This is a genomic window from Cyanobium sp. ATX 6E8, from assembly GCF_024346335.1.
GTDB lineage: Bacteria > Cyanobacteriota > Cyanobacteriia > PCC-6307 > Cyanobiaceae > Cyanobium_A.
Genome location: NZ_JAGQCT010000001.1, coordinates 181100 through 205550, shown reverse-complemented (window position 1 = coordinate 205550; position 24451 = coordinate 181100). Strand labels below are relative to the sequence as shown.

The following is a 24451-nucleotide window of genomic DNA, read 5'->3' as shown; positions in this document are numbered from 1 at the left end:
ACCCGAGTCACAAAGGTGCGGGGATGCCTTCGGGGCTGGGTAGCCGTCGATTGCAAATCGTTGAAGGTCGCCTGGAGCTTTCGCGCGTATCCACCTAGCTGGTCTAACTGGGGGCTCCCAACATCTAGTGACGTCGAGACGACCCAAATGGTCGCTGCGCTTTGCGACAACATTGCTCCCCCCATAGGCAAGGAGGCGCAGTCCCTCAGCTCTATTGCCTCGATGCCAACACGGTCTGCAAGGCCGACTGCATCAGTCGCCAAGCCGATGATGCCTATACCCAATGATGCCCAGATCAGCACCGTAAACGTCGGAGCAGGAGGGAAGCAAATCCTCCAGCTTCTTGGGGAGATGGGAGTTGAAACTGAGATCAGGGATAAATGCCCAAAAGCTGGGACAGTGGGCGCCTATTCGAGATTCGACAACCTGCTGATTTTGTGCAAGGCATCTCTCCGTGATCCAGCCCTGGCGACTGAAGTCATCGCCCATGAAGCTGTTCATGCACTTCAAGATTGTCTGCAGCAAGGTGGTATCAAAGGATCGGACTCAATTACTTTAACTCGATTTTTTAAGACTTTCAATAATGGTAGGCAATCGGCAGATTTCCGGGATCTTGTTCGCGCGGGTCTCGCAAATAGGCCTAAGACTTTAGCCCATCTTGAAGAGCTAAAAAAGAGCATGCCGCGCAACATGTATGCGATGGAGATCGAGGCCCATGCGCTTGAGGTATCACCTAAGTCTGTAAGGATTTTGCTAGAAGCTTTAGCGCCTTTATGTGGCTTGCCGGCCTGAATTGATGCGGTTCGCTGCTCTGCCTCAATCCCTGCTGAGGACTGTTTGCCCACAGCTTAAGCTCACAAGACCGGCCAGGTGATTGGGCCAGCTCTGGCAGCCCCGGGGTGAGCGATATCGCTGCTGTTACTACTGGATGGTCTGGTCCTGTCGCCGTAGCTCGGTGATCATCATGCCGATCGGCGGCAGTTTGGACTGGGAGGCCCGGATCTATTCACTTGTATGCCTGCTGATGGCAGCTCGTTCGCACAAGGCCAAGCTGGATTCCACGGTTGCAACGCCATGGCTTGTCCGCACTGCGGCAGCACCTCTGTTCGCGCCGATCGCAGCCTGGCTGGTCGGTTGATCTGCGGTCGCTGCGGAGCGGTGCTGCAGGGTGGGAGAGAATTTCCTACTGCCAAGCGCAAGGGGCGGTTGCGGAGCACTCCGAGAGGTTTTCCATGGCGGTTGCTGGCAGTGGCGGTGCTGGCGGTAGCTGTTGCCTTGGCAATGCTGGATGATTCCTGCAGCCGGCAGCGCCAGCTGCAGCCGACGCTGCAGAGCCTGCCTCAACGTGGCTGGCTGTAATCTCCACCACCTCACTTTTCTCGGTTTGCCTGATCTGCAGGCAATTGGCTGTGCGTGGTCGGGCAGCCTTTGACTGTCCATGGCGTGGTGTCTCTTGTGCCGCTGGTCCAGTGATGAGGTTGCCGACGGGCAGACAGGGGGGACTACGGCAAGGCCTAAATGTATGCACAAAGTGCAAAACAATGCAGATTTAAGAGCAATGCAGGTTGGGTAGCGGTTCCCAAGCATCAGACAGGTGCAGACTGCTGAAAGGCGCTCCTGCTCCTTTAGATGCCGATGAAGCCACGGCTGGCGGCGCAACGATGACGGCCACCCCCTCCCGAACTCGCCAGAAGCTCAAGCCGGGCGCAGTCGTCCGGTGTCGCACCCGTCGCTACCTGGTGGAGGACGTTCAGGCACCTCAGGAGCCAGGCGCCGACACGGTTGTGTCGATGGCCTGCATGGAGGACGACGCCATCGGAGCCCGGCTGACGGTGTTCCGCGAGCGGGAGATCGACTTCGAAGTGCTGGGGGAGAGCAGCTGGGAGGCGGTGGCCCAGCGGGGCTTTGACCAGCCCAAGCAGTTCGCCGCTTACCTCAACACCCTGCGCTGGAACTGCGTCACCGCCACCGACGCTGAACTATTCCAGGCCCCTTACAGGGCCGGGATCGATGTGAAGGGCTACCAGCTCGAACCGCTGCGCAAAGCCCTGCAGATGCCTCGGGTGGGCCTGTTCATCGCCGACGACGTAGGCCTGGGTAAGACGATCGAAGCAGGCCTGATCCTGCGCGAGATGCTGCTGCGCCAGCGGATCAAGCGTGTGGTGATCAGCTCCCCTCCCTCTGTCTTGCGGCAGTGGCAGGAGGAGATGGCCAGCCGCTTTGGCCTCGCCTTCACCGTGATGGACCGGGCCTACCTGGCCAAGGTGCGCCAGGAGCGGGGCTACGGCACCAACCCCTGGAGCACCGGCAGCCGTTTCCTGATCTCCCATGCGCTGCTGCGCAATTCGGAGTACTCCGCGCCGCTGCGGGTGTGGCTGGAGCAGGGCAAGGGAGGGGAAGACCAGTCTCCTGTCCAGAGCCTCCTGATCCTTGATGAAGCCCACAACGCCGCGCCGGCCAGCAACACGCTTCGCTATGCCATCGATTCCGGGCTGACCCGCAGTCTGCGGGACCTGGCGCCCCTGTTCGAGCACCGCGTTTTTCTTTCGGCTACACCCCACAACGGCCACAGCAACAGCTTCACGGCTCTGTTGGAACTACTCGATCCAGCGCGCTTTGTGCGGGGTGTCCCTTTCGAGCCTGGGGATCTGGACACCGTGTTGGTGCGCCGCCTCAAGGAAGACCTACGCCGCATTGGCGAGGAGTTCCCTGAGCGGATTGTTGAACCACTTTCCGTACCAAAAGGCAGCCTGCCAGCAGATACCCCAGAGCTGGAGCTCTCACGGTTGCTGCAGAAGTACCGCAAGCAGAGGGAGCAACGGCTGCTCCTGGGGGGTGCCACCAAGCGGCAACTCAATGCCGATCGGCTGGTGATCACCAATTTGCAGAAGCGATTGCTCAGCTCGATCGAGGCCTTCGCACGCACCCTCAAGGTGCACCGCAGGAGCCTGGATCAAAAGCAAGAACAGCGGCGGGAATCCCTGGCGGCTTCAGGTGCCCAACTCGATCTGCTGCTCGGCGGCGTGAATAACGACAGCGACCTAGCCGAACTCACAGAAGACGAGCTGCTCAACCTGGAGGAGGCTCAAACCCGAGCGGCTTTACGCCAAACCGTTGAGGCTGATCAAAGCGATCTGGCCCTACTGGAGCGGATGGGCGAGATCGCAGCGGCCAATCGATCCCTGGCCGATCCCCGCATCCAGCTGCTGGAGAAGTTTCTGCGCACCCACCTCTGCCCCAATCTCGGAGAGGCCAAGGCTGCATGGAACCCAACCCGGCTGCTGATCTTCACCGACTACGTCGACACCAAGCGCTATTTGGAGCGGCAACTGCGGGACCTGCTCGGAGATGACGATGCCGATCGCCGTATTGCTCCCTTCACCGGCGGTATGAGTGAAGACAACCGCGAGCGACTGAAGGCCCAGTTCAATGCCGACCCCGATCAGGAACCATTGCGGATCCTGATCGCCACCGACGCCGCCCGCGAGGGGGTGAACCTTCAGAACCACTGCAAGCACCTGATCCATTTCGATATCCCCTGGAACCCCAGCAAGCTGGAGCAGCGCAACGGCCGCATCGACCGCAAGCTGCAGCGCGCTCCCCAGGTGTGGTGCCACTACTTCGTGCTGGAAGACCGGCCGGAGGACCGGGTGATGGATGTCCTGGTGAAGAAAACGGAGGTGATCCGCCAGGAGCTGGGTTCCCTTTCGCCCCTGGTGCAGCGGCAGGTGGATGAAGTGCTCGAAGGCGGCATCGACACCGACGACACCGAGGTGGTGGAGCAGCAGTTGCTGGCGATGGATTCAGCCAGCACCGATCGGGGCGCGATGCTCAACCGCGCCCGCGAGGAGCTGGAAGCGACCCGGCGGGTGGAGAAGCTGCAGCAACAGCAGGATGAGCTGCGCCAGCTGCTGGCCAAATCCAAAGGCTGGCTGGGATTCGATGACGACCCCTTCCGCGATGCCCTCAACTGCTCGCTCGATCTGTTGGGCGTGAGTGGTCTGGTGAAAGGCAACGACGACAAGGGGCAGGCCTGCTGGCGGCTGGATCATCCCGAGGCCCTGGTGGCCGGCAGCAACGACCGCAGCTGGGAGAACACCCTCGACAGCCTGCGAGGCGTGTGGGATCGCAAGACGCCCCTGTGGCAGTGGCGCCAGGAGCACCCGGTGCGGCCGGTGATCTTCTCGGATCCCGGCCGGCTCAATGCCGAGGCTGTGCACCTGCACCTGGAGCACCGCTTGGTGCAGCGGTTGCTGAGCCGCTTCCTCAGCCAGGGGTTCCTGCACCACGAATTGAGTCGGGCCTGTGTGCTGGCCAGCACGGATCCGCAGCCGAAGGTGTTGGTGCTGGGGCGGCTGTCGCTGTTTGGCCAGGGGGCCACGCGACTGCATGATCAGCTGATCAGCGTGATCGCCGACTGGCATCCCGGCGACGACCGCGCTTCTGCGCTGAAGCCACTGGCGGGTGCTCAACAACAGCAGGCCTGGGCTGTACTCACCAAGGCGATGGAGGCTGGAAACGCAGAGGCGGTCTCGGCTGCCATCCGCAGCCAGCTGCAAGCCGATGCCCCAGCCGATGTCGCGGCCCTCAAACCAGCGTTGGATGCGGCAGCCGAACAAGCCCAGGCCACCGCGGCTGAACTGCTCAAGCAGCGGGGTTCCACCGAGGCCGATGCACTGAAGGAGGTGCTCCGGGCCCAGCGCAAACGCATCAATGCCACCGTGAGACAGCGCAACCGGGATCTAGCCAAGCTCGATCGACAGGCCGCGGCCGCCGATCCCACCGCACTGATCCCAGGTCTGGAAGAGCAGCTGGAAGTGCCTGCCCTGGATCTGCAGAAGCTCTCCAGCCAGGAGCGCAAACAACTCTCGGCTGATCAGAAGCACTGGCAACGGCGGCTGGAAACGATCGAATCAGAGCTGGCCACCGAACCGAAGCGGATTCAGGAGAGCTATCGGGTGATCACCCACCGGCTGGAGCCAGCCGGGCTCGTCTACCTCTGGCCCATCAGCGGATAAACATGGCCAAACGAGGAGTCCAACGCGATCCAGAGCTGCTGGCCCACCAGGAGTGGCTGGGCTACCTACAGCCGGTGGGCCTGGTGGTGGCCCCGGCTGCGATGCAGGACGCCGGCTGGGTGGTGACCCGCAGTGGCAGTGAGCTGATCGAGCGGCAGGAGCGCTACCGGGAATCCCTTGAAGCCCTTGGCTCTGATGAAGAGGCGGATGCGGAAGACCGGGAGCTGGGTTTCTCCCGCATCGAGACCTTGCTGGTGGATCACCTGGGCTGGAGTGGTGATCAGGTCCAGAGCGACCCGAACCTGATCGAGGGCTACACCAGGGACCTACCTGAACTCGGCGAGACCTTGCAACCTTCAGCCGTGGTGCCTGCTGCGGCCGGCGATGGCGCCCAGCTGCTCGTGCAGGAATTGCCGTTGCTCACGCCCCTGGATCAGAAGGTCACCGGTGGCGAGCACCTCTGGCGCGCGAGTGCCCAGGAGCGCTTTGAGCGGCTACTGCGCGAAACAGGCGTGGAGGCGGGGCTGCTGTTCAACGGCAGTCAGCTGCGGCTGGTGGTGGCCCCGAAGGGTGAAAGCTCTGGGCACATCACCTTCTCGCTCAAGGATCTCGCGGCGGTGAGCGGCCGGCTGATGTTCTCGGGCCTGGATCTGCTGCTGGGCCAGAGCCATGTGTTCCTCGATCCCGATGGCTACCGGCTCGCTGATGTGCTCAAAAAGAGCCGCAGCTTCCAAGCGGTGGTGAGCAACGCCCTGGCCGATCAGGTGCTCGCTGCGCTGTGGGAGTTGCTGCGGGGCTTCCAGCAGGCCGATGAACTCACCCAGCGCCAGGGCGGCCTGCTGCTGGGGCATCTGGCCGAGAACGAACCAAAGCAGCTCTATGGCGGCCTGATCACGGTGCTGATGCGGCTGGTGTTTCTGCTCTACGCGGAAGACAACGCCTTGTTGCCAAAGGATGCGGTGTATGAGCAGAACTACAAGGTGAGCGGTGTCTTTGAGCGGCTGGAGCAGGACGCCGCTGAGTTTCCCGACACCATGGAGCAGCGCTACGGCGCCTGGGCCGGATTGATGAGCCTCTGCCAGCTGGTGTTCGCCGGCGGTGGCGCCACGGTGGATTACCTGCCGGCGCGCAAAGGGCAGCTGTTCGATCCGGCGGTCTACCCCTGGCTGGAAACACCCTGGATCAGCGATGGGGTGGTGCACGAGGTGCTCTCCAACCTGCTGGTGGTGAAGGGTGAGCGCATCAGCTACCGGGCGCTGGACGTGGAGCAGATCGGCTCGGTGTACGAAGGGATCATGGGCTATGCGGTGCGCCGAATCCCTGGTCGCTGCATCGGCCTGAAGAGCAAACCCCAGGGGGCAAAGAAGCAGCTCACCACGGCGGTGGATCTCGATGCCCTGCTGGCGCTGCCGGGTGGGAAGCGCAAGGCGTGGTTGGAAGAAGAAGCGGCCACCACCCTGCCGCCCAAATCGGCCAATGCGCTGAAGGCCGCCACCAGCGAAGGCGAGCTGCTGGAAGCCCTGGCCCCGCGCATCAACCACGAGCTGTTCGATGGGCCTCAGGCGGCCGGCAGCCTGGTGTTTCAGCCAACGGAAGAGCGGCGGCGCAGCGGCAGCCACTACACGCCCCGATCGCTGACGCGGCCGATCGTGGAGGAGGCGTTGCGCCCCTGGCTGGAGCGCTGCGGCGGCAAACCCACCGTGGCCCAGATCCTGGCGTTGAAGATCTGCGATCCAGCCATGGGCTCCGGCGCCTTCCTCGTGGAGTGCTGCCGCTACCTGGCCGAACTGCTGGAGCAGGCCTGGGTCCGCGAGGGGCTGCCAGAGGAGTTGAAACCGGGTGGCCATGCTCTGGGCGAAGAACCCCTGATCTATGCCCGCCGGCTGATTGCGCAGAGCTGCCTGTATGGGGTCGACAAGAACCCCTTCGCGGTGAACCTGGCCCGCCTGAGCCTGTGGCTGGTGAGCCTGAGCAAGGACGCACCGTTCACCTTTGTGGATCACGCCCTGAAGTGCGGCGATTCCCTGGTGGGCATGGAGCGCGCCGAGATCGAGAAGGCCTTGAAGGGGGCCAGCCTGCAGCGCGACTTGCAGATGGCTTATCTCGATCAGGTGCGCCAGCAGGAGGCCCGCAGCTTCGCCCTGTTCCATGCCGACAGCCGCAGCGATGCCGACGACGCCCAGAAGCGCCAGGCGCTCGACGATCTGAACGCCAGTACCGCCTACCTGCGCACGGTGGGGGATCTGCTGGTGGCGGCGTTCTTCAACGGCAAGAAGCCGAAGGACCGCGAGGAGCTGAAGCAGCTGTATCTGGAGGCCACCCTGCAGCACAACTCAGCGGATGAACTGGAGGCAGAACTGGCTGAGCCCCTGGAGCGACTGCGTGAGGGGGAGAAGGGGATTCAGCCATTGCACTGGCAGCTGGCCTTCCCCGATGTGTTCGGCCGGGATCAACCGGGTTTTGATGTATTTATCGGTAATCCACCATTCCTTGGAGGCAGTCGGATTGCGGGTGCTCTTGGCTATGTCTACTCTGACTATCTTACGAGCAGGACACTCGCAAAGGCTGGAGCTGCAGATCTGTGTGCCTACTTCTTTAGAGAATTGTACAAGCTTTTGCGGCCCAAAGGCGCGATGGCGTTCGTAGCGACTAATTCTATTTCTGAGACTGCTACAAGAAGGGTTGGGCTTGCATATATTCAGGAGCATGATGGAGAAATCTATTCTGCGGTGACTGATAGAGACTGGCCCGGAATTGCATCTGTCGTGATCACAATCATTTGCGCTTGCAAAGGCGGAAGTGGCTTTGCGCCCATTCTAAATGATCGTGTCGTCGATAAGATTAGCCCCGCACTGCTAGGCGGAATTGACATAGAGGAGGCGAAGAGGCTGAATCACGGCATTAGTTTTTCTCAGGGTGTTTGCCTGATTGGAAGTGCATTCGTCGTTGATTATAGCGATCTGGAGTTGATCAGAAAGGATAATCCTGGAATATCAAAGTACTTGCGGAGATACGTTAACGGGGATATACTCAATAACTGCATTGGTCAAGATGGAGGGAGATATGTCATCGACTTTGGCGAGCGAAGTCTCGATGAGATTAGAGATTGCGGCGAGATTCTTAAGGTTATTTGTAGGGTTAATTCTGATGAAAGAAAGAAGTACACTCAGCAGGTTCACGAGGATCGCCCTTGGCTGTTCTGGGATAAGCGAACAGAGTTCTTTGACAAGGCGAGAAGACTTGAAAGAATTCTGGCCTGCACTCGTGTAGCTAAGCACTTATTCTTTGAATTTGTCGATCCCCACCACCTTTATTCTGACGCAGTTATTCTTTTCTGTGACGATAGACCTTCGCTATTTGCGGTATTGCAATCTACCCTGCATTCATGCTTCGTAGCAATTTCTTCCTCCAGACTTGGCAAGGCAACTAGATATAGTACATCTACTTCGTTTTCCACTTTTCCTCTCCCCGCCAGCGAAAAGCTGGTGGTCCTGAGCGAGTGTGGCTCTCAATACCACCAAATAAGAAGTGCTATTTCTCGGGAGCTTGGTATTGGTCTTACAAGTGTGTACAACCTTTTTCATAGCCCAATTATTGCTACGACTGAAAGTGAGATTAATGCGCTCCGGTCTGCTCGCAGGAGTCTAGATAAAGAGGTCTTGAATTCATATGGTTGGCATGATTTGGACCTTTCTTACGGGTTTGCTCTGGAAGAACTTGATATGCCCGAGGATGTCGAGATGCCAGATGCAATTGCTTGCCGCACTTCTGGTGGCAGTTATTTCTTCCCCGACGCTTATGGCGCAATTCGTTTTCAGGAATACCTAAGGTCGATGGGCATTTCAAGTTCTAAAGGTGAGCTGGCTTGGCGCTACCGCTGGCCTGATGCCGTTCGCGATACCGTGCTCGCCCGCCTGCTGGCGCTGAATGCCGAGCGCTACGAGGAGGAGGTCGCCCAGGGCCTCCACAGCAAGGGCGGCAAGAAGGCTGCAGCCACAGCCGCCGCTGGCGGCAAGCGTCGCGGCAGGCCTGCCAAGGCCGCTGATCCGGCCGATACTGAGCAGATCGGACTGGCGCTATGAGCCTCGCCCTCGCCCAACCCCAGCTCGACGCCATCGCCGACGCCTGCCGGCGGCATCAGGTGTTGCGCATGCACCTGTTCGGCTCGGCCCTGCGCGACGACTTCGACCCCAGCCGGAGCGATCTGGATTTGCTCGTGGAGTTCCAGCCGATCGAGCCGGGTGCCCTGGTGAAGGCCTATTTCGGCCTGGAGCGCCAACTGGCCGCGATCACCGGCAAACCAGTGGATCTGGTGATGGCCGATGCGGTACGCAATCCCTACGTGCGCCGCGATATCGAGGCCTCGAAGAAGTTGATCTATGAAGCGTGATCCTCGGGCCTTCCTCAGCGATGTGATCGAGGCAGGGCAAGCCATCCACCAGGCTATTGCTGGCATCAGCCTCGACGAGTACGGCAACAGTCGTCTGATCCGCTCCTCTGTCGAGCGTGAATTCATCACCATCGGTGAAGCGCTGACGCAGCTGTCTCAACGTGATCAGGCGCTGTTCGGAGAGATCGAGCCGGCACCGCAGATCATCAGCTTTCGCAACAAGCTCACCCACGAGTACATCAATATCAACAACCAGTTGGTCTGGGGTGTCATCAAGACCAATCTGCCTGTGTTGGTCGATCAGTGCCGTCAGTTGCTCGATCGCCTCGATCGGGAGCTTCCCTGACCATGGCCACCTCCGCTGAAATCCGCTCCCAGCTCGTCGCTGCCCTCCACAGCGATCTGATCGGCCCCAGCTGGGACGATGTCGCCCGCCGCCATGAGCAACTGCCCCAGCCGCCATCGGTCTGGTTCACCACCGGCTTCCTGGTGCCCCATGTGTTCCAGCAGGAAGCTGGCCGCACCACAACAGACGAACAACTCTCCTTCTCTGATCTCGCCGGAGAAGAACCCAGCAGCGATGCCGCCAACCGCCTGGAGAAGCAGGAAAAGGACGACGACGCCAATGATGCCCTTGATCAGGCCAACACCCGCCGCAGCTGGTTTACCTCGTCCTGCGGCTTGAGCTTCATCCTGGAGCGCGGCTCCACCATTGAAGCCACGGTCTCCTGGGGGGATTACACAGCCCCGGTCGATGGCGACGACGAGAAGCTCTGGCTGCGCAGCCCCCAGCGCCACAGCGTGACGCTCACGATTGCCGACGAGGGCACCAGCCCAGACATCCCATTGGAGGCCAACCCTCAGGGCCTTTGCCTGCGCTGGATCGCCCGGCCAGCCCCCAACAAGCTCGGCTATCACAGTGATCAGCTGTCGGTGTCGCTCTTTCTGCTCAACAAGAGGGAGCCCCCCAAAACCAACCAGATCCGTCACCGCGATCCGGTGTCTGCTTTCCAGGTGGAGCTGAGCCTCCACTGCCCCCAGGGCTTCCCACCGCGTCGCGATGCCCTGCAGCAGGCCGCCAAGGATCCCGACGAACGCCTCGCAGCCCTTCAATACCGGCGCGATTACTGCTTCGCGAGCGGCCACAACGTCGCCGTGATCGCCTCAGGCATCCCAGACGACAACCCCGCCCGCTGCCACACGCTCACCACCACCTGGCTCCCCACCGCCCGGGTGTTCCGCACCCTTCCCGAACCACCCCCCGGCACCAACGTGCCCATGGGGATGGAGGCCCTGGCGGATCTGGCCCGCAGCGAACGCATCGGCAAAGAGTTGATGCCGATGGTGACGGCCTACCGGGGTTGGATCACCCAGCAACCGAAACACCCCATCAGCGACAACGATCAGAACGAAACCGCCAAGCAGCTGCGGGCCCAAGCGGAAGCCTGCGCCAAGCGCATCGAAAACGGCATCAAGCTGCTGGCTGATCCCCTGGTGCGCGAGGCCTTCCGCACCATGAACGTGGTGATGGCCCGCGCCAGCCGCCATCGCAGTGCCTTCAGCGCCAAGGTGCCGCCCGATCAGATCGGCATCGCTCCGAACACTCGCATCCCGAAGTGGCGCTTCTTTCAGCTGGCCTTTGTGCTGATGAATCTGCCGGGCCTGGCGGCTCCTGAGACCCCCGATGGCCGGCTGGATCGTGAGGCTGTGGAGCTGCTGTTCTTCCCCACCGGTGGCGGCAAGACGGAGGCCTACCTGGGCCTGGCGGCCTTCCTCCTGGTGCATCGCCGCCTCCAGAGCCCTGGGATCGAATCAGCCGGCATCACCGTCCTGATGCGTTACACCCTGCGGCTGCTCACCCTCGATCAGCTCGGCCGTGCTGCCACCTTGATCTGCGCCCTCGAGCTCGAGCGCCTGGAGCGAATCGAGAAGAGCGACCCCTACCTGCTGGGTCAATGGCCCTTCGAGATCGGCATGTGGGTGGGCAAGGCCGCCACCCCCAACAAGCTCGGCGGACAGGGCGACAGCGACCAACAGTCCACCCACGCCATGCTCACCAAGTGGAAGGCGGGCAAGCGCGATCGGCCGATCCCGATCGAAACCTGCCCCTGGTGCAACCGCCCCCTCCAGCCGGAAGGCTTTCACCTGTTGCCCCCGAGGAATCCCGATCGACTGGAGATCTACTGCCGCGAACCCCGCTCTCCTGAGGCCAAGCAGGACTTCGCCCACATGGGGCCATGCCCCTTCCACAAGGGCACGCCATTGCCGGTGCTGGCGGTGGACGAGCAGATCTACCGCCGCCTGCCCTGCTTCCTGATCGCCACGATCGACAAGTTTGCCGCCCTCCCCTGGGTCGGCAAAACCTCCTCCCTGTTCGGCAACGTCAGCACCTATCAGTTGCCCACGAGGAGCGGACCTGCCGGTTTCTGGGGGCCTGCCGAGAAAAGCGCCGGTGGCCTCAAGATCCCCCACGGCCGCCTACTGCCGCCGGAACTGGTGATCCAGGACGAACTGCACCTGATCAGCGGCCCCCTCGGGACCCTCGCTGGCTTGTATGAAACGGTGATCGAGGGGCTGATGCGGCCGAACGCCTCCTCGCCGCCACCCAAGATCATTGCCTCCACCGCCACCGTGCGCCGGGCCGAGGCCCAGATCAAGGCCCTGTTCGCCCGCAGCCAGGTGCGGATCTTCCCGCCGCCGGGCCCAGAACGCGACGACAACTTCTTCTCTCGCACCATCCCCGATCCCGACCAGGCGCGGCTGTATGTGGGCCTCTCGGCGCCGGGCCGCAACCTGAAGGGCGTGCTGCTGCGCTCCTACCTGGGCCTGATGGCCGCAGCCCAGAAGGGCTGGAACGACAACAAGGCCATGGGCGCCAACAACCCAGCCGATCCCTACATGACCCTACTGGGCTATTTCTCCAACCTCAAGGAGCTGGGCGTGACGCGCAGCATCCTGGAAGACGAACTCGGTGGCCAGCTGGAGCAATTTGCCAAAAACCGAGCCCTTGATATGGAGGGCTTCGTTAACCCTTTTGCTACTCGTAAGCGGCCCAATGAACCGCAGGAGCTCACCTCTCGCGTCAACACCGCCAAGATCAGCAGCACTAAAGATCGGCTCTCCAAGCCCTACGTAGATAAGGACCACCTCGATGTGGCCCTAGCTACCAACATGATTTCGGTGGGCCTCGACATCTCTCGCCTGGGTCTGATGGTGGTGCTCAACCAACCGAAAACCGCAGCCGAGTACATCCAGGCCACCAGCCGCGTTGGCCGCCAGCTCAGCGACAACCCGGAGCAAAACAAGCCGGGCCTAGTGCTGGTGCTGCTCAACCCAAACCGCCCAAGGGATCGCTCCCATTTCGAGCTGTTTCCCTACTGGCACCAAACCTTCTACCGCCACGTGGAGGCCACCAGCTGCACACCCTTTGCCAGCCGGGCTCTTGATCGCGGCCTGCCGGGGGTGGTGGTGGCGATGGCCCGCCACGGCGATCAAGCCCTGGCTGGTGCCAAAGGCGCCATGGCCGCAGATGCCCTGCAGCGCATCAAGGCTCAGATCGCCCAGGCGCTGCAGGATCGATGCGTTGCCACCGGTGCCGCTGACGACAGCCTCGATGAACATCTACCCACAGAAGTACGCGATCACGTGATCGATCTGCTCGAAGCCTGGTGGAAGCTCACCCAGGAGCCTGAAGCCAAACTGCAGTACTGGACCCATGAAGAAAAGGGTGCCGGTGCCGGCTTCCTGCACACCGCCCTCGACAACGATCCGATCTATCAAGCCGAGGGCTACAAGCAATTCACCACCAACTGGAGCCTGCGCGATGTGGAGCCCTCCGCACCGATTCGGATGGTGAATTTCAAGGAAGAGATCACCGCCGACGACTGAACCAGTCGCCCACATCCCCATGCCCCCCTCCACCCGCCGCAAAGCTGCTCCCCCGCCCCTCGGTGAGGCGCGTCAGAGCCAGGTGCTCCAGCTCTACGGACCTGGGGCGATGGTTGATTTGCCCGACTACTCCCTGTTGATCGGGGGGCTGGATTTCTGGAACGATCGTGGCTGCGATCTGATCCATGAGCCGCGACTGCTGAACCTGGTGCGGCAGGCCACCGGGGTGGCACGCGTTGACCTGCGCACCCCGCCCAAGGAGGTGGACCCGCTCAAGAACATCAGCGGTTCGATCAAGGCGTTTCGCTTCCCCGAATGGTCCGTGGCTCAGAAGGTGAGCGAGCGGATGGCCTTTGGAATTCCCTGCCGGGCCAGGCCCCTGGTGCATTTCAACGACGGCTGCATCTCCGACTGGCGCACTTATCAGGACGACGAAGGCAAATACCAGCTGGTCCCTGTTCGCTTCGTGATGGCTTGCCCCCATGGCCACCTCAGCGACATCCGCTGGCGGGACTTCTGCTTTCGCCAGTTCGGCTGCAAGAACACCGAGCGTCTCTACCTGCTGGAAGCCGGCACCGGTAATGACTTCACCCAGATCTATGTGCAGTCAGAAGGGGGCACCACCCGCAAGCTTGCCGATGCCCTGGTCACAGAAATGAGTCCTCTGGGGCTTTGTCAGGGGTACACGCCCTGGCTGGGCCGCAACACCCGTGATCCTGAAAAGTGCACAACCGATGGTGAGCCCACCAAGAATCGTCTTCTGGTGCGTTCGGCCACCAACGCCTACTTCACCGAGACCCTCTCGGTGATCTCACTGCCGGAGGAAGCCAACTCCCTGGCCAAGCGCGTCACCGAACTCAAAGACGACCTCGCCTTGATTGAAGCGGAGGCAGATGTGTCCGCAGCCATCAAGTTCAACCCACGTCTCAAGAGCGTCTTCGCCGGGGTGGATCCAGCAGTCCTCTGGCAGACGATCGAGGCCCAGCGGGGCGGATCCGCCGGTCAGCTCGCCCAACCCAAGGATGAGGAGCTGGCCCTGCTGATCGGTCCGATGGATGGTGTCTCCAGCTCAGCCGAGGGGAGCTTGTTCGAGGCGGATGTGTGGCAGCCCCCCAACGCACCAGCCTGGTTCTGCAACGCCATCAAGCGGGTGCTGCTCGTGCACCGTCTGAGGGAGGTTCAGGCCCTGGTGGGGTTTACCCGCTTCACGGCCCGTACCAGCAGCCTGGGCGGCCTGCCGATCGACACGACCAAGGTGAATCGACGGGCACCACTGGCCAACGATCTGCGCTGGGTGCCGGCCAGTGAGAACAAGGGGGAAGGGATCTTCATCGAGTTCGATCCCGCCACAATCAAGGCCTGGGCCGCCAGTGATCCGGTGGTGATGCGCGCCGGCCAGTTCACCAAGGCTTTCGAAAACGAATGGCTGGCGTCCCGCGGCCTCGACGAAGCCCAGTTCCCCTTCCCTGGAGCCCCTTACCTCCTGCTGCACAGCCTCAGCCACCTGTTGATTACCGAGATGGCACTGGAGTGCGGCTATGGCGCCAGCTCGATCCGCGAGCGGATCTACGCCAACAGTGAGATCGGCTACGGCATCCTGCTGTTCACCAGTAGCTCCGGATCAGAGGGCACCTTGGGCGGCCTGGTGGGTGCCGGGAAGCGGATCGTGGCCTATCTGGAGAAGGCCTTCGAGCGTGGTCAGCTGTGTAGCAACGATCCCTTCTGCTCCGAGCACGACCCCAACCACCCCTTCGACATCCGCCCCACCCATGGCGCCGCCTGCCATGGCTGTGAATTGATCGCCGAAACCTCCTGCGAGATCCGCAATGAGTTCCTCGATCGAGCCCTGGTGAGCCCCACCGTTTCGGCAAATCCCGAAATCGGTGATCCATCCTTCTGGGAGTTCATCAACGCATGAACCTCACGTTGCCGGCTCAGACATTGCGAGCAGTAGCGACTGATCTCCGGCATCTGAACTACACCCCCACCAGTTGGCAGGGGTTGCTGTTCACCCACAGTGAAGCGATCCGCCTTCAGCTCGAGCCACTGCTGGTGGAGATGGTGCAAGAGGGGGCTCATCCCCGCTTGATGGCATTGCTGCTGGATCGCCTCGCCGATGCCCAGGACGCTCTGCAGAGGGAGCGGAACGCCTGGAGCTTTGTCTGGTCTGGCCCAGATCCACTCCATGCCAAAACCGCCGACACGTTTGCCACGGTCGCTCAACTCATCAGCGAAGCGCGCTGCAGCCTGTTGATCGCCACCTACAACATCGGCCTCAGCAGTGAGTTTCGCGACTTATTCGCCTCCATTGCCGATCGCCTGGCCCATGGTCAGCTGAACCGGGTCGACCTGTTCTTCCATCCCAAACAGATTGAAGATCGCCTCGGCGCTGATGCGATGGCAACGATCTCAACATGGTTCAACCGAGAAGTCTGGCCTTGGCCAGCCAAACCTCACGCCTATGTGGACCAACGGATGATCTCAGGCTCGGCCGAGCGCTGTTACCAGCACGCCAAGATTGTGATTGCGGATGCTGAAACACCAGAAGCAAAAGCCCTTGTGACCAGCGCCAACTTCAGTGAAACGGCGCAGCGTCACAACTTCGAGGCCGGCTGGCTAGTGCGCGAGCCATGGCGCGCTGACATGATCAACCAGCATTTCCAACAGCTGGTGGAGGCAGGTCTATTTGTCGAACTGCACGGCCGCTCCCCTGAGCGAAACTCCAACCCCCAGAAGAACTCCCATGACGGATGACAACAGAACCCCTCAGTGATGAGTGGAGGATTTCAGTAGCTTCCTGGGATGGGAGGCTGGCGTTCATGTCAGCCTCCTGCTTGTGGCTCACTCCTCCTCGTCCCCGCCCACCGGCACCAGGCGGATCTGCTTTTTGCCCATCTTGATTTCAAACTCATCGCCTGGCTGCAGATCCAGCATGGCGGTGTAGGCCTTACCCACCAGCAGGTTGCCGTTGAACTGCACCTTGGCGGTGTAGCTGAGCGAACGGCCGCCTTTGCCGCGTCCCTTACCACCACCATCGATGCCAAGGCTGACACCTTTGGCACCGAGGAGGGCTTCATAGAAGGCTGTGAAGTTCAGGCGCTCGCTGCCATCCTTCATGGTGCTCACATAGCCGCAGCTACGCACCAAATCGGACTTGGAGACATCGCCGAGCTCTTTGACTTTGGCGAGCAGTTCAGATCCAGTAAGCATGGGTTTAAAGCTATCTCGGCCAAGGTACCAATAGACAGCGGATTGTCTAGTGGGAACAGATCGTGGTGAACAGATTTACTTGTTTGTTTCAATGATCTGGTTCTGCCGCCGCTGATGCTTCTTCAAACAAGGGGCCGAGCGTTATCACGTCGAGCCTGCCTTGCTCCACCACCTGCAGACCAGGCGGGATGGCTTGTTCGGGCCCGTAAAGCACGACTGGTGGCGCTTCCGGGCCGATCGGCAATGGGTTCTGCTGGTAACGCAGTCGTGGCATTCCTCTGATCTGCAGCCGCTCCCAGCGTGCCTCAGCTGCTTGTTGTTGGCTGTGCAACGCCGCAACATTTCGCGGACCCACCCCCATCACCGCTGCTGTCCAGGTAAGCAAGCCATTAGCGCAGTAGCTCTGGGAGCGGTTAGAGGAGCCGATCTCCCGGCTGCAATCCGGGTGGTGGTGGCGTCATTAGTTGCCAGCGCAGCTGGATGGCACTGTTGTGAGGCTGCTTTGCCAGATTCTCCAGAGCCGCCTCTACAGCACGGTCGATGACCTGATCGGCGATAGCTTCCCAGTAGCGGCGTGTGGCTTCATCTATTGAAAAGAAGCGCGGCGGCAGAGCGTTGCTGCTGTTGGAGCTTCTGGTGGCTGGTGTAGGCCGTCCACAGCGAACCGGCGATCACGACAACCACGAGGCTCACCAACAGCTGGTAAACAGTGAAACCCTGGTCAAGGCGAGGCTGGCGCATCCGTTGAGTTCTTTCGACCATCAAAACAGGTCGTGCCTTGCCTTGCCAGCTAGACTCACTCAGAGCTTCCAGCTTTGTTGCCCAGATTCGCGGTGTTCTTCGATGACGAAGGTGGCGCGGGCATCCAGCTGGTGATGGCGATGGATGAGGGCCACGCCAAGGACATCATGCGCGCCACGCATCCGGAGGGTCGGATGAGCGTGCTGGCTGCAGCCCTGATCGAAGGGCAGGACCGACATGCCCTGCTTGCCCGCTGGCTCAGGCGGAAGCAGTGAGCTGCCCAAACAGCTCCCGCTGCCTGCTACCGCCTGCGGCGGCGGATGAACAGCAAGAACTCATGCCGCATCGCTGGTGCAGCGGCGTGATGTCAAATTTTCTGGAGGGGGCCAAACCCCGGGGAGCCACCTTCTCCAGATATGGGTTCAGCTTCCGGCCGTCCGGGCGGCATGGCCAGGAGATCAGCTGGAGGGTGGAGCGGTAGGCCCCACTGCGGAGCGACTCGCCTCCAGCCCTGCCGCTGGAGTTTCCTCCACAGCTCCCTGGCGTCGTTACGGCGCTTGTGAGTGCGCCAGGCATCGGTCGGCCTGAATCGACGAAGTACATCGGGTGCGCGCTCCAACTCTTGGGATCGAAGTGGAACCGCATCGTGTTGGTGGTCCTGGGGTCCTGGATCCACGCCTGCTTCTTCACGGCCTTGACGCAAGTATGCCCGTACTAGCCCTATGCATCTTGTCCCGTCAAGGAGCCATCTCGGCAGAGGCGGGCTTAGGCCTGGCCATTGGCAGCCGAGCACCTGAACCCTGCTCTAGGCATCACCTGCCCCCCACCACCAACCTGGGATCGTGGCCGGGTGGCAACGCTGGCGCTTTACCTGGAGATAGCGGGGGAGCTTAATTGGCTGAATAGAGCTGGAATAATTCGCCTTCGAAGCCGAGTTCGCGCATCATCTCTATCCAGTCTTCTTCGTCATGGGCGTCGTAGTTATCGCTTTTACTGATATTTTCAGTGCCCCACATCGGACGCAGGTTTCGCCAGTTAAAGCACACCCGCTGCTGTTCCTCGATCGTTAGATCAAAGCTCGCGCATGGCCTGATGTGATCCACGTGCCAGCCACGCTTGCCGTAGTTATCCCAGCTCATTCCATCTTCCCAGTTTGCGGACAGATATGCTTTGAAGTCCGCCACTGGTGCGTCGATCAACTCTGCAGTCTTGGCAGCTTTGACAACGCCTTGCCTTTGGAGTGCATCGCTAATCCGAGTATTTAGCCGCGAATGCAGTTTGAACTGCGGATCATTTTTTAACCGCCAAGTGCTCACCGGCATTCCCTTCTCAGCTTCAAAGCGTTCGCGCCATTCCCTACGGGCTTTGTCATGCGATACCTTTCCCTCATCGCTTTGGGCGTAGCGCCTGTCTGCTTCTGCCTTCTTGCCACTAGCAGCAAACTTAGCTTTCGCTCGCTTAGTGGATTCTCGGTACCACTCGGAATCTTTAAACCGTTCGTACCAAGCCTTACGTTTTTCCTTGGCCCCTTCATCAGCTTTGTGTCTTTGGTACGAATCTCGCGCAACCCTTGCTTTATTAGTGCGCCAGTTAGGATCGTCTTCTCGCCGCCTGGCTTCGTAGTCGCGGAAGTATCCTTCCTGACGTTTCTGCTCCATCAGTTCTTTTTGGCAGATAATGCACCTTCCGCCGCTAGTGAACCGCGGTGCCAAGTGCCCTTTGGGGCAGAAGCTGCCGGGGTAGTACTGCTTAAGCCCACGCTCCTGCGCCATTTTTCGCGTCAGGAAAGGTCCATAAACAGCCGCTGTCTCCTTTGCCTGGTTCATTCCCCCAGCTTGATCGACAGGTCTGCTGAGCACAACAGCACCCCAAGTAATCACCCCCGGGGAGCCACCATCTGAGCAGAGGGTGAGTACTCCATCAGCTCCCTCTGCACCTTTCATGGCTTCTGGTGGCACCTGTATGGGTCCTTGAGTCCACGGCCGTGGCTACCACCAGGGTGAGCCACTGCACTGCTGATGGCCCCTGCGGCAAGTACCTTTGTGCTAACTCGCAAAGACGTCAAGGGTCAAGCTCTTGGCCGCAGTACCAGCCACGTCACTACCAACAAGCTGGCGATGCTCACCCCGGTGAAAATCCAATCGGCGTAGGGCGTCCAAACCATCAGCTCTCGCTTCTGTCACTCGCCGTCACTTTCCTAGAGGCGTTGCGGCCGTCAAATCAAGTCTATGACTGGTGTTTGGCTTGCTGCAACCGGGACTCCCAAAGCACCCGCGCAACAATTGGCTCCACGTTCATTTGGGACGGCCTGCTGATTCAGGGGGGCAGAGCCGATGGGCCAGGGCTCATCTGCTCTGGATCGGTTCGCGTCTCGGAGGCTGCCGTCATAAGCAAGTTGCAGCGACGGTAACGGGTCTGCAGACCCGGGTCCTGCATCACCTCCAGCAGCAGGTCCGCCGCAGCCTGGGCCAGAGCTTCGGGGGCCCCCAGGAGGATCTCGTCGTGGATGACATGGCACAGACAGGCCCCGGGCAGCTCTGACCAGAGCAGTTACATCAGGAGGGCCAGGGCCTCCTTCAGCAGCTCTACCAGCTTCAGCCGCATCTGCTCCTAAGCACCTCCGGGGTTGGTGAGGTCCACAACGACGGTGGTCTCGGACTGGCGCAAAGGATGCTCTGGCCAGCCCCGTTTTGGGGTCGTGCGATGTGGTGGTGACCCCCAGCGCGAGGCAACAGCGCTCCCCCCGTACCGGGTGGCCTGGGCGCCCCTGGGCGCTGTTCTTGGCGCCAACGGCGCTGGTCTCCGGCTGCAGGTACTTGCCTGCGGAGGTGGCTGAGTCCACCGCCTGAGCGGCATGGCAAACAGCACCAGGGCGCCGACCGCCACCAGCCCGACCGGGCGAGCAGGGCGCACCCCTCGCGATGGTGAGCACCACCAGCCAGGCCAGGGCCAGCAGCCGCCAGCAGCCGCCAGCAGGGCAGCAGAAGCAGTGACAACCGCGGGCTGCAGGCTTGCCCTTCGGGCCTGCAACGAATCTTTAAATATTCGCTAGATCTATTGTGCTGCAGTGCGTCCAGGCCAATCCACTGGCCCGAGTTTGACCCTGTCAATGCAGTTGTGACAACTGCGGGGCTATGGTGGCCGTGGCGGTGGAGCCGGGCCCAGCGACAGCGGCCGGCACCAGCCACAGAACGCACCCACAACCGGCAACCGGCAGCGAGGCCCAGGCCCTGCCGCACCCGGCGCCACCGCCCTCACGTTCCGCCCCGGCTTCGGCCGGGTTCAACTGATGACCGCCACAACCGCAACCGCACCAGCGCCCGCGGGCTGGGTTCTGCCCATCGACCAGCTGACCTGGAGTCGCGCCGACTGGCTCGACGCCTACCAGGACTACGTCTCCGACACGTTCGCTAGCTCGGTGATCTGGGCCAGTGACGACGCGTGCCAGCTCGCTATGGCCGACCTCCACCGGCTCCTGCAAATGCACGGCTCCACGGTGGCCGAGCTGCAGGCGGAGCTCACCGCCGGCCAACTCCAGGGCGCTGGCGTCCTGCCCCTCACCCACGCAGCCCAGGCCCTGACCTGGCTGGGGTACTGAGCCATGCGCGACCCCAACCCCAACCCCTGGCCCGGCAACCCCAACGCCTACGAGTGCCCCTGGGGCTGCAACGGCACCGGCTCGATGCCCTGGTTCGCCCACATCCAAGGCGGCGTTTGCTTCAGCTGCCACGGCCAGGGCTGGATCCTCGGCCGCGGCCACGCTGCCCTGGCTCAGCCCCGCAAGCGCCGCCAATGGCGCAAGGAAGGCGCCCGCCTGGTGGAGGTGGCCAAGTGAGCACCACCACCACCCCAACCAAGGCAGACGAGCTCGCTGCTGTCGAGGCCCTCGCCGCACAGCTGGGGCCCAGCAGCTACCTAGGCCCATGGCTCAGGGACGCTCTGCCCTGGCTCGCCGATCAGCTGCGATGCGACTACACCCCGCAACGGGCCCGGGCGATGGCCGAGGAGGCCGCCCGGGTACGGGCTGAGGCCTGCTGCGATGCCATCGCCATACGGCAGGCCGCCCAGCTGGATGCCCGCCGCCTGCTGGAGGGCACCAGCGCCCAGGCCGAGCAGCTCAAGGCCCAGGCCGAAGCCGACGCGGACCGCATCCGGGGCCGTGCCTGGCAGGCAATCCGGCTCGCCATGAAGGAGCTGGAGCAATGACGACCACACACCGCGCCGTCTGGCACGCCATCGCCTGCCCTGGGGGCTGGCTGCCCTGGGAGCTGATGCAGACCCCGGAGAGCACCACCCCGGCCGAAGCCCACATGGTCGCCCGCTCTGTTCGCAGGGTCTGCCCCGCCGACCTGGTGGCCGTTCGCCCGGATGACGGCTCCATGCCGGTCTGGCCCGACGCCATGGCCGACCACTACGACCTGCCGCCCTACGCGGGCTGACCAGCCCTCACACCACCACCACCAGGGCCCGGCCACCAGCTGGGCCCATCACCCCTCCGACGTTCCCCGCCATGACCACCACCAAGACCAAGCCCAGGGCCCGCAAGGCCTACGACGGGCCCAGCCCAGAGGAGAAGCTGGCCGCCGATCTCATCGCCCTGCTGGAGCAAGGCGTTAACCCGTGGCGCCGGCCGTGGGTTGGCCACCAGGGGGAGCACAGAAACTTGCTCACCGGCCACCAGTACCGCGGGGGTAATCCCCTGTTGCTGGAGGTGGGCAACCTCAGCCGCGGCAACACCCTGCCGCTGTGGATGGGCGCCGGCCAGGCCAAGGCCAACGGCTGGCACCCTGCCAAGGGCAGCAAGGCGGCCCGCATCGCCCAGCCGCGGCCGGTCACGATCGAAGACGACAACGCCCAGCCCGGCGAGGTCAGCAGCAAGGCCCGCAGCTTCACGGTCTACAAGCTGGTGCCCGTGTTCAATGCCGCCGACCTGGTTGGCATCGACGAGGACAGCACCGCGGCCCTGGCCCGCCGCATCGACGAGGCGACCGGCAACATCGAAGACCGCCCCGAGCACGAGCGCCTGGCCCACGCTGAAGACGTGCTGCAGGCCTGGGAGGTGAAGGCTCAGCTCGGCGGCGCACTGGCCTGCTACAGCGTCGCTCAGGACCGAATCAGCCTGCCCGAGCCGCGAGCGTTCGACAGCCGCGAGCACTTCGCCGCGACCTGGGCCCATGAAGCGGTTCACAGCACCGGCCACGAAACCCGCTTGAAGCGCTGCATGGCCGGGCAGTTTGGGTCGCCCTCCTACGCCCGGGAAGAGCTGATCGCCGAGATGGGTAGCGCCATCCTCTGCGGCCGGCTGGGGATCGGCTCCGAACTCCAGGAGCACGCCAGCTACCTCGGCAACTGGATCGAGGTGCTCAAGGAGGATCCGCGGGCCCTGCTCAAGGCCCTGGGCGCTGCAAAGAAGGCGGCCGATCTGATCGCGCCAGAGGCGATCGAGGCGGCGGCATGAAGCGTCACCGCTACCGGCAGGAGGCCCTACCGCTGCCGGGGGGCCAGCCCCTGGACTACAGCCCCCAACCGCAGCAGCTGGCCGGCCCACATCAGGGCTGGCTGGCCCTCGACGGTGGCGCCCTGGGTCCGCTGTTCAACGACCACGACGACGACACCACCAGCAGCGCCCCGACCCCCTGAACGCAGCGGCAGCGGGCCCGAAACGTGGCTCCAAACCGTTCGCAATAAGGCCCGATTCCGCCCCCTGCAGCGCCGGCCGGATGCACCGGCAAGGCCTGGCAGGGGATCGGGGCCTCTGTTTCGCCTTCTGCCCAAAAGACGAACCGCACCACCACCAACCGACGCCATGGCCACCACACCCCGCAGCGGTGCGCAACGCGCCGCCATTCGCGACCGAAAACACCAAGAGCAAGTGCCCGAGCGGCGGGCGGCCGTGCTCACCCCGCAGCAGATCGGCCAGCTGCTGGCGATCGCCGATTCCAGGGATGCCGCCCTGGTGGCGGTGCTGGCCGCCGGCGCCTGCCGCATTGGCGAGGCTCTTTTGCTGTGCTGGGGCGACATCGACCACAACGGCCGGGTAACGGTGCCGGGCAGCATCACCAAGAACGGCCGCAGCCGAGCCTTCACCATGCCGCCGCAGGCGCTGCAGCGCCTTGACGCCTGGCAGCACCAGTGCCCCCCCAGTGAACGGGGCTGGCTGTTCCCGGGCCAGCCGGTGCGCCAGCCGCTCAGCGTCCGAGCCGGACAGCTGGCCATAAAGCGCATGGCCGAACGGCTAGGGCTGGAGCGGGTCAGCTCACACAGCTTCCGCCGATCGGCACTTACCGCTGCCCACCAGGCCGGCCTGCCCCTGCGGGCCCTGGCCGAGCTCAGCGGACATCAGAGCCTGGCCAGCCTGCAGCGCTACCTCGATGCGGATGCAGCCAGGGCGCAGGCCGAGGAGGCCCGCTCCCTGCTGTTTGGAGCTACCCCGCAGCATGGAGGCAGCGGATCGCTGCAGCCATAAACACCCCGGCCCAGACTGGCCGCAGTCGTCACACTGCAGTAATGCCAGACCAGGTCAGGGAGACATCGGCTGAGCGGACCCGGGCCTACCGGGAACGGCTCAAGGCAGCGGGGGTAGACCAGGCCGACACCCCGCCCTGCTTGCTCTGCGGCCGCCCGATCCTGCTCTCCCGGATCGACCCAGACAGCCCGCGGGGCCGATCCCGCACCGGCCGGGCTCTCTGCGCTCCCTGCTGGCGCAAGTCAGACGATGGTCGAGCTGCCGAACGTGCACGTGACCGCAACCGAATCCGCAACCGATCAGGCACTACGAAACAGGAACCATGACCAGCCCGCACCAGCCCAGCCAGGCCAGCGCAAAGGACTTTCTCTGGCTGCTCGCACCCTTGGTGGCGGTGGCGATGCTGATGACATGGCCGGTGTGGGTGCTGCTGGGTATCGGCTGGGCAATCGTCCACCACTACCGCAAGCCTGCGGGCCAGCGGGCAGCCGAGCGGGACCAGGCCAGGGCCAAGCACAAAGCGCGCCTGCACCGCATCGACACGGTCATTGAGATACAGCTGGCGGCCCATGGTCTGCCCAACACGCCGAGGAACCGAGCATTGATCGCAACTGTTATCAGCCAAGACAGGAGCACCGGCCGGGGTCGGTGAGCTTGGCAGGGCCTCCGATGCGCAGCAGCATGGGGAAAGCGCGTGCAGATGATGGCGGCCGAGGGCATGATCGTTGCGGTCATCGC

General features: G+C 62.6%; 22 protein-coding genes. 18 read left to right on the top strand and 4 right to left on the bottom strand.

Going from position 1 to position 24451, the window contains the following annotated elements:
* Window positions 1–147 precede the first annotated feature (147 nt).
* The 9 genes from KBY70_RS01110 (at window position 148) to drmC (ending at window position 16050) form a co-directional block, all read left to right on the top strand.
* On the top strand, window positions 148–792 hold the full coding sequence (locus KBY70_RS01110; RefSeq protein WP_254987063.1) for a hypothetical protein: 645 nt from the start codon (window positions 148–150) through the stop codon (window positions 790–792).
* 163 nt (window positions 793–955) lie between these two features.
* A complete protein-coding gene (locus KBY70_RS01105; protein WP_254987062.1) occupies window positions 956–1138 on the top strand; it encodes a hypothetical protein in 183 nt (60 codons plus the stop codon).
* A gap of 523 nt (window positions 1139–1661) precedes the next feature.
* Window positions 1662–5018: a DISARM system SNF2-like helicase DrmD gene (drmD, locus tag KBY70_RS01100; protein WP_254987061.1), complete on the top strand. Its 3357-nt coding sequence runs from the start codon at window positions 1662–1664 to the stop codon at window positions 5016–5018.
* Between the two features lie 74 nt (window positions 5019–5092).
* Window positions 5093–9100: an Eco57I restriction-modification methylase domain-containing protein gene (locus KBY70_RS01095; RefSeq protein ID WP_254987060.1), complete on the top strand. Its 4008-nt coding sequence runs from the start codon at window positions 5093–5095 to the stop codon at window positions 9098–9100.
* Window positions 9097–9408 (top strand): nucleotidyltransferase family protein, encoded by a 312-nt coding sequence (locus tag KBY70_RS01090; RefSeq protein ID WP_254987059.1) that lies wholly within the window; start codon window positions 9097–9099, stop codon window positions 9406–9408. The genes KBY70_RS01095 and KBY70_RS01090 overlap by 4 nt, the downstream gene beginning before the upstream one ends.
* Before the next feature lie 22 nt (window positions 9409–9430).
* Complete coding sequence (locus tag KBY70_RS01085; protein ID WP_254987058.1) at window positions 9431–9754, top strand: DUF86 domain-containing protein; 324 nt, start codon at window positions 9431–9433, stop codon at window positions 9752–9754.
* Window positions 9755–9756: 2 nt separating this feature from the next.
* Complete coding sequence (gene drmA, locus KBY70_RS01080) at window positions 9757–13296, top strand: DISARM system helicase DrmA (RefSeq protein ID WP_254987057.1); 3540 nt, start codon at window positions 9757–9759, stop codon at window positions 13294–13296.
* A 19-nt stretch (window positions 13297–13315) separates the two neighbouring features.
* Window positions 13316–15214 (top strand): DUF1998 domain-containing protein, encoded by a 1899-nt coding sequence (gene drmB / locus KBY70_RS01075; protein WP_254987056.1) that lies wholly within the window; start codon window positions 13316–13318, stop codon window positions 15212–15214.
* A complete protein-coding gene (gene drmC, locus KBY70_RS01070) occupies window positions 15211–16050 on the top strand; it encodes a DISARM system phospholipase D-like protein DrmC (protein ID WP_254987055.1) in 840 nt (279 codons plus the stop codon). The genes drmB and drmC overlap by 4 nt, the downstream gene beginning before the upstream one ends.
* A gap of 87 nt (window positions 16051–16137) precedes the next feature.
* Here the strand turns inward: drmC and KBY70_RS01065 are convergent, their stop codons facing one another.
* Together KBY70_RS01065 and KBY70_RS01060 are read right to left on the bottom strand one after the other, a co-directional pair.
* Complete coding sequence (locus KBY70_RS01065; protein ID WP_254987054.1) at window positions 16138–16506, bottom strand: AbrB family transcriptional regulator; 369 nt, start codon at window positions 16504–16506, stop codon at window positions 16138–16140.
* 88 nt (window positions 16507–16594) lie between these two features.
* On the bottom strand, window positions 16595–16867 hold the full coding sequence (locus tag KBY70_RS01060; RefSeq protein WP_254987053.1) for a hypothetical protein: 273 nt from the start codon (window positions 16865–16867) through the stop codon (window positions 16595–16597).
* A gap of 457 nt (window positions 16868–17324) precedes the next feature.
* Between KBY70_RS01060 and KBY70_RS01055 the strand changes: the two genes are divergently transcribed.
* The gene (locus tag KBY70_RS01055) at window positions 17325–17522 is read left to right on the top strand and encodes a hypothetical protein (protein WP_254987052.1); all 198 of its coding nucleotides are present in this window, start codon (window positions 17325–17327) and stop codon (window positions 17520–17522) included.
* 92 nt (window positions 17523–17614) lie between these two features.
* Here the strand turns inward: KBY70_RS01055 and KBY70_RS14450 are convergent, their stop codons facing one another.
* The gene (locus KBY70_RS14450) at window positions 17615–17866 is read right to left on the bottom strand and encodes a DUF1651 domain-containing protein (protein WP_409996004.1); all 252 of its coding nucleotides are present in this window, start codon (window positions 17864–17866) and stop codon (window positions 17615–17617) included.
* A gap of 271 nt (window positions 17867–18137) precedes the next feature.
* Window positions 18138–19190 (bottom strand): hypothetical protein, encoded by a 1053-nt coding sequence (locus KBY70_RS01045; protein WP_254987051.1) that lies wholly within the window; start codon window positions 19188–19190, stop codon window positions 18138–18140.
* A gap of 1346 nt (window positions 19191–20536) precedes the next feature.
* Here KBY70_RS01045 and KBY70_RS01040 point away from each other — a divergent pair.
* The 8 genes from KBY70_RS01040 to KBY70_RS01005 all read left to right on the top strand — a co-directional run bounded on the left by KBY70_RS01040 (window position 20537) and on the right by KBY70_RS01005 (window position 24365).
* Window positions 20537–20845 carry a hypothetical protein gene (locus KBY70_RS01040; RefSeq protein ID WP_254987050.1) on the top strand — a complete coding sequence of 103 codons (309 nt, stop codon included), beginning with the start codon at window positions 20537–20539 and terminating at the stop codon, window positions 20843–20845.
* 3 nt (window positions 20846–20848) lie between these two features.
* On the top strand, window positions 20849–21082 hold the full coding sequence (locus tag KBY70_RS01035; protein ID WP_254987049.1) for a hypothetical protein: 234 nt from the start codon (window positions 20849–20851) through the stop codon (window positions 21080–21082).
* Window positions 21079–21453, top strand: a complete 375-nt coding sequence (locus tag KBY70_RS01030; RefSeq protein WP_254987048.1) for a hypothetical protein — start codon at window positions 21079–21081, stop codon at window positions 21451–21453. Before KBY70_RS01035 ends, KBY70_RS01030 begins: the two co-directional genes overlap by 4 nt.
* Window positions 21450–21686: a hypothetical protein gene (locus KBY70_RS01025; RefSeq protein WP_254987047.1), complete on the top strand. Its 237-nt coding sequence runs from the start codon at window positions 21450–21452 to the stop codon at window positions 21684–21686. The genes KBY70_RS01030 and KBY70_RS01025 overlap by 4 nt, the downstream gene beginning before the upstream one ends.
* 71 nt (window positions 21687–21757) lie before the next feature.
* The gene (locus KBY70_RS01020; RefSeq protein WP_254987046.1) at window positions 21758–22705 is read left to right on the top strand and encodes an ArdC family protein; all 948 of its coding nucleotides are present in this window, start codon (window positions 21758–21760) and stop codon (window positions 22703–22705) included.
* Window positions 22702–22887 carry a hypothetical protein gene (locus KBY70_RS01015; RefSeq protein WP_254987045.1) on the top strand — a complete coding sequence of 62 codons (186 nt, stop codon included), beginning with the start codon at window positions 22702–22704 and terminating at the stop codon, window positions 22885–22887. Before KBY70_RS01020 ends, KBY70_RS01015 begins: the two co-directional genes overlap by 4 nt.
* A 166-nt stretch (window positions 22888–23053) precedes the next feature.
* A complete protein-coding gene (locus KBY70_RS01010; protein WP_254987044.1) occupies window positions 23054–23713 on the top strand; it encodes a tyrosine-type recombinase/integrase in 660 nt (219 codons plus the stop codon).
* A gap of 322 nt (window positions 23714–24035) precedes the next feature.
* The gene (locus tag KBY70_RS01005; protein WP_254987043.1) at window positions 24036–24365 is read left to right on the top strand and encodes a hypothetical protein; all 330 of its coding nucleotides are present in this window, start codon (window positions 24036–24038) and stop codon (window positions 24363–24365) included.
* The last annotated feature ends 86 nt before the right edge of the window (window positions 24366–24451 follow it).

What these genes read in the sequence shown, in the direction of transcription:
- KBY70_RS01020 (WP_254987046.1), top strand. Translation starts at nt 21,758, where the DNA reads ATGACCACCACCAAGACCAAGCCCAGGGCCCGCAAGGCCTACGACGGG.
- KBY70_RS01065 (WP_254987054.1), bottom strand. Translation starts at nt 16,506, where the DNA reads ATGCTTACTGGATCTGAACTGCTCGCCAAAGTCAAAGAGCTCGGCGAT.
- KBY70_RS01005 (WP_254987043.1), top strand. Translation starts at nt 24,036, where the DNA reads ATGACCAGCCCGCACCAGCCCAGCCAGGCCAGCGCAAAGGACTTTCTC.
- KBY70_RS01110 (WP_254987063.1), top strand. Translation starts at nt 148, where the DNA reads ATGGTCGCTGCGCTTTGCGACAACATTGCTCCCCCCATAGGCAAGGAG.
- drmD (WP_254987061.1), top strand. Translation starts at nt 1,662, where the DNA reads ATGACGGCCACCCCCTCCCGAACTCGCCAGAAGCTCAAGCCGGGCGCA.
- KBY70_RS01090 (WP_254987059.1), top strand. Translation starts at nt 9,097, where the DNA reads ATGAGCCTCGCCCTCGCCCAACCCCAGCTCGACGCCATCGCCGACGCC.
- KBY70_RS01060 (WP_254987053.1), bottom strand. Translation starts at nt 16,867, where the DNA reads ATGGGGGTGGGTCCGCGAAATGTTGCGGCGTTGCACAGCCAACAACAA.
- KBY70_RS01010 (WP_254987044.1), top strand. Translation starts at nt 23,054, where the DNA reads ATGGCCACCACACCCCGCAGCGGTGCGCAACGCGCCGCCATTCGCGAC.
- KBY70_RS01040 (WP_254987050.1), top strand. Translation starts at nt 20,537, where the DNA reads ATGACCGCCACAACCGCAACCGCACCAGCGCCCGCGGGCTGGGTTCTG.
- drmA (WP_254987057.1), top strand. Translation starts at nt 9,757, where the DNA reads ATGGCCACCTCCGCTGAAATCCGCTCCCAGCTCGTCGCTGCCCTCCAC.
- drmB (WP_254987056.1), top strand. Translation starts at nt 13,316, where the DNA reads ATGCCCCCCTCCACCCGCCGCAAAGCTGCTCCCCCGCCCCTCGGTGAG.
- KBY70_RS01015 (WP_254987045.1), top strand. Translation starts at nt 22,702, where the DNA reads ATGAAGCGTCACCGCTACCGGCAGGAGGCCCTACCGCTGCCGGGGGGC.
- drmC (WP_254987055.1), top strand. Translation starts at nt 15,211, where the DNA reads ATGAACCTCACGTTGCCGGCTCAGACATTGCGAGCAGTAGCGACTGAT.
- KBY70_RS01035 (WP_254987049.1), top strand. Translation starts at nt 20,849, where the DNA reads ATGCGCGACCCCAACCCCAACCCCTGGCCCGGCAACCCCAACGCCTAC.
- KBY70_RS01045 (WP_254987051.1), bottom strand. Translation starts at nt 19,190, where the DNA reads ATGAAAGGTGCAGAGGGAGCTGATGGAGTACTCACCCTCTGCTCAGAT.
- KBY70_RS01025 (WP_254987047.1), top strand. Translation starts at nt 21,450, where the DNA reads ATGACGACCACACACCGCGCCGTCTGGCACGCCATCGCCTGCCCTGGG.